The 3516-nt window shown below is 40.5% G+C and carries 4 protein-coding genes and 1 pseudogene; 3 read left to right on the top strand and 2 right to left on the bottom strand.

Features of this window, described 5'->3' with window-relative positions; genetic code table 11:
* Positions 1-113 precede the first annotated feature (113 nt).
* Both H6G97_RS47860 and H6G97_RS47855 read right to left on the bottom strand, forming a co-directional pair.
* Positions 114-962: pseudogene (locus tag H6G97_RS47860) on the bottom strand (NupC/NupG family nucleoside CNT transporter); the annotation flags it as partial.
* 242 nt (positions 963-1204) lie between these two features.
* Positions 1205-1468 carry a hypothetical protein gene (locus H6G97_RS47855; protein ID WP_190947349.1) on the bottom strand — a complete coding sequence of 88 codons (264 nt, stop codon included), beginning with the start codon at positions 1466-1468 and terminating at the stop codon, positions 1205-1207.
* A 199-nt stretch (positions 1469-1667) separates the two neighbouring features.
* Between H6G97_RS47855 and H6G97_RS47850 the strand changes: the two genes are divergently transcribed.
* From H6G97_RS47850 to H6G97_RS47840, 3 genes are all read left to right on the top strand, one after another.
* On the top strand, positions 1668-2174 hold the full coding sequence (locus H6G97_RS47850) for a DUF2214 family protein (RefSeq protein WP_242056126.1): 507 nt from the start codon (positions 1668-1670) through the stop codon (positions 2172-2174).
* A 103-nt stretch (positions 2175-2277) separates the two neighbouring features.
* Positions 2278-2811, top strand: coding sequence for a DUF3122 domain-containing protein (locus H6G97_RS47845; protein ID WP_190947348.1), 534 nt, complete (start codon positions 2278-2280; stop codon positions 2809-2811).
* Between the two features lie 259 nt (positions 2812-3070).
* Complete coding sequence (locus H6G97_RS47840; RefSeq protein WP_190947347.1) at positions 3071-3385, top strand: YciI family protein; 315 nt, start codon at positions 3071-3073, stop codon at positions 3383-3385.
* Positions 3386-3516: the final 131 nt, after the last annotated feature.

Raw genomic sequence — 3516 nt, 5'->3', positions numbered from 1 at the left:
ATTTAATTCAGCAACTAAAACGCCCAAGTATTCCTATGTGCTTGGTTTGATTTAAATTGTCGTGTGGTAGGGCTACGCCCCGCTCGCTATTTGTTCCAGTTGCGTAAGTCCTGTGAGAGTTGCGGTAAAGCCACAAATGCCCCCAACCATGCCAGTAGAGCATTCAGGGCAGCTAATAATCCTAAAAAGGCGATAATCATCACTCCCACATTCACTGCTAGCTTTACGCCGTCAATTGCTCCGGTAGTAGCTGCATCAATTACATTTACATAATTAGTTTTTACATCAGCTTGTGCCTTTCCAGCCGTCTCTGATACTTCTGTTTCTGGGTAAAGTAGTTTTGATACCACTAACGACGTAGGAGCAGTCATAAAGAAAGCAGCAATCAGGTGTTCTGTTGGTATGCCAAAGGAAAGATATGCCCCTAGTACTCCACCCGCGATTGTGGCAAAACCACCCGTCATCACGGCATGGAGTTCTGATTGCGTCATATTCGCTATGTATGGTTTAACCATCAGCGCCGACTCTGTGGGCCCCAAAAAGATGTTACCTGCACAGGATAAAGATTCAGAACCCGATGTTTTCATCGTCTTTATCATTACCCACGCGATCACATTTACGACTCGCTGTAAAATGCCGTAGTAATACAAGACGCTGATGAAGGCAGAAAAAAATATAATTGTGAGCAGCACTTGGAAGGCAAATAAATGATCCTTAAAATTGTCTCCAAAAACAAATTTGGCACCAACATCAGAAAATGCTAAAAATCCGGTGACAATATCTCCCAGAGATTTAAACACATTCAAACCCCAAGGAGTTTTAAGAATTACTATTGCAAACACAAACTCCAATCCCAATCCCCACGCCACTATTCGCCAACGCACCGCACGACGATTAATAGAGAAAACGTAAGATATACCAATAAAAACTAAGATTCCCAACGCAGAGATGGCGCGTTCCATGTTTACTCCCGGAAATGTGTTACTAAGGCACTTAGTCACAGAGCATACACAAAAATCCGGCTTTTTTGTGGCTTTTTAGTCAATTACTAGAGTTTTTCAAATCAACCGCCTCCATAAAATTCTTGAAAGAAATTGATCGGGCTAAAGGGGGTGATGCCTGGCATCCTATCAACAAAATAAAATCCCCACACTTGAGGTAGGGACTACAGGATTATTCTAAGCAGCTATTAATACAAGGTCAGCTAAGGAACTTTCGATTGCTGCCATAAGATGAGTTTCAATTCAGAGTAGTAGCAAGTCCCATCACTGATTTGGTGTTCGTTGTCAGCTAGCCAATCATAAATTTGTGTAGCTTTTGCTAATGCCACTTTTTCTGAATGATAAAGCCGAGGTGTAGGGCAATAGGCTTGGCCATTGATGTGTATAGCTACAATCTGCCAATAATCGCTCTCTGGTACAACTTCTAAAAACCCGTTACTGTAAGGCTGGATTATTCCTATGTTCATCTACAACCATCAAACTTTAAAATAAAGACTACAACAAAGCCGATATCAGCTAGTTCTTGCGAGTCGAAGCTGAATCATCAGGGGATGCAGTAGCAACCCCTGCTAATGATTGTGGGTTCCTAGTCAATGAAAATCTGAATTATTGGTCACTTTTTGGCTAGCTGTCTTAATGCTAGTTTGGGTTTGATGGTGCAAATCTTTGCCTCAAAACCAATATAAAAACAGTAAATTAGCAAAAACTAAAAATAATATGTGGGGAAGTGCCATAGTCGCGTATTTACATTATTTAAGCTTTATGTTGTGTTTTGGCGCTTTGGCGTTAGAAGCATTCAATTTAAAAAAAGAATTGAGTTTAAATGAGGCTTGGAAAATTGTCATAGCTGATGCAGTGTATGGCATATCAGCAACTATTGTTCTTGTCACAGGCGTTTTACGTGTTATCTACTTTGGTAAAGGCACAGATTACTATTTAAGCAACCCAGTTTTCTATGCCAAAGTTGTGGTTTTTATCGTGGTAGGTTTGCTATCTCTCTATCCCACTTTTTCTTTCATTGGTTGGTTGAAAAGTCTCCAACAAGAGCAAGCGCCAAAGCTGGAATTACTAAAACTAAATCGTCTAATCTGGCTAATTAGAATTGAACTGGTTGGCTTTACCCTGATTCCGTTATTGGCAGCAATAATGGCAAGAGGAATAGGTACAAACTAAGCTAAATTAATTATCGGTTAGTAATGCTGCACAAGTGATTACCCAACATGGCGGTGCAATCGCAGCGATCGCAGACTGATATGTGAACTCATAGAAAATTAATATGTATCGATTTACACAATTTATTTGGCATTGCGCCCTGGTAGTCTTTCTAACATTGACTCTATATGTATTGGGAACTGCAAACATATATGGATGGGGTGTAGAAGAAGCACACGCACTGCTACGTCAACATCATGATTCCCCTGGTACATTGCGCTACCACTCACAAGTATCTATCAAAGATGAATTTGGGTATGCTTGGCAGGTGCTATTGTTTAAACAAAATTACAACAATCCTGTCAAAGAATTAAGGTTACGCGTGGTAGGATTTCCTGGTGTCGTTAAAATTGCTCACCCCCAACCATTGTTGATTGAGACAAAACTTGCTAAATTGCTTTTGGCATCAGATGTCTACGCTTTAACTGCACCCGCTCCAAATGTAGGTGAATATAACTTAACTGATATTTTACCCAAATTGCCAACCACCGATGCGCTCAAACTTCATGTGCCTACGTATAGTGGAAAGCCATTGGTTCTCAATATCCCCAACTCTGTAGTCACCGAGTGGCAATGGCTAGTGACAGAAATTGATTAATCTTAGCAACTAACAAAACTTCCAGGTTTGGTGGCTTTTGAAGCAGAGGCTTACTCAAAATGCTACATCTTCACAAAAAAACCAAAGCCAGGGTGATGTTCCGTAGAAGCTGCAAAGTGAAGGCGTGGAAGCGATCGCCATCTGTAATATCTGCGATACAACACTCACATTTTAATCCTACCGTGGTAGTTAGGCTATTTTATATTACCTTTATAGATATCTATTACCATCATTTTTGCTCATCTCAAAAAATAATTATATGTCTAAACTCTTTGCCGTTGTCGTAGCAACCGTTCCCGCGTATTACGAGTATAGCAAAGCTCACCCAGAACACGGACAAGCTCAACTGGCTTGGTTTCATGAGCAACAAGAGAAAGGAATACTATTATGCTGCGGCCCGTTTTTTCCCCATGATGGAACGGGGCTGTGGGTGATTCAGGCGGAGAATGAGCAAGCGGCTCAAGCCATTGTTAACAGTAGTCCGCGTGTGCGGGATGGGATGTTCTCAGACTCTACTAGAGTTGTGGAGTGGCAAGTTAACATTGGACATGAGCGTTTTCAAGGTGGTAAATAATTAACCTTTTTTAAATTAAGAGGCTATTTATAAAGTAAATCTAAAGAGGAAATAATCAAGTAGAAAACTAGCTGTAAGATACAAGCAAATAGTATATATACTGAAGAAGAATGTCTTGTAAACGGTATCCT

It is taken from the genome of Nostoc flagelliforme FACHB-838 (assembly GCF_014698065.1).
Classification (GTDB): Bacteria; Cyanobacteriota; Cyanobacteriia; order Cyanobacteriales; family Nostocaceae; genus Nostoc; species Nostoc flagelliforme_B.
This window is presented reverse-complemented; position numbering and strand designations above follow the sequence as displayed.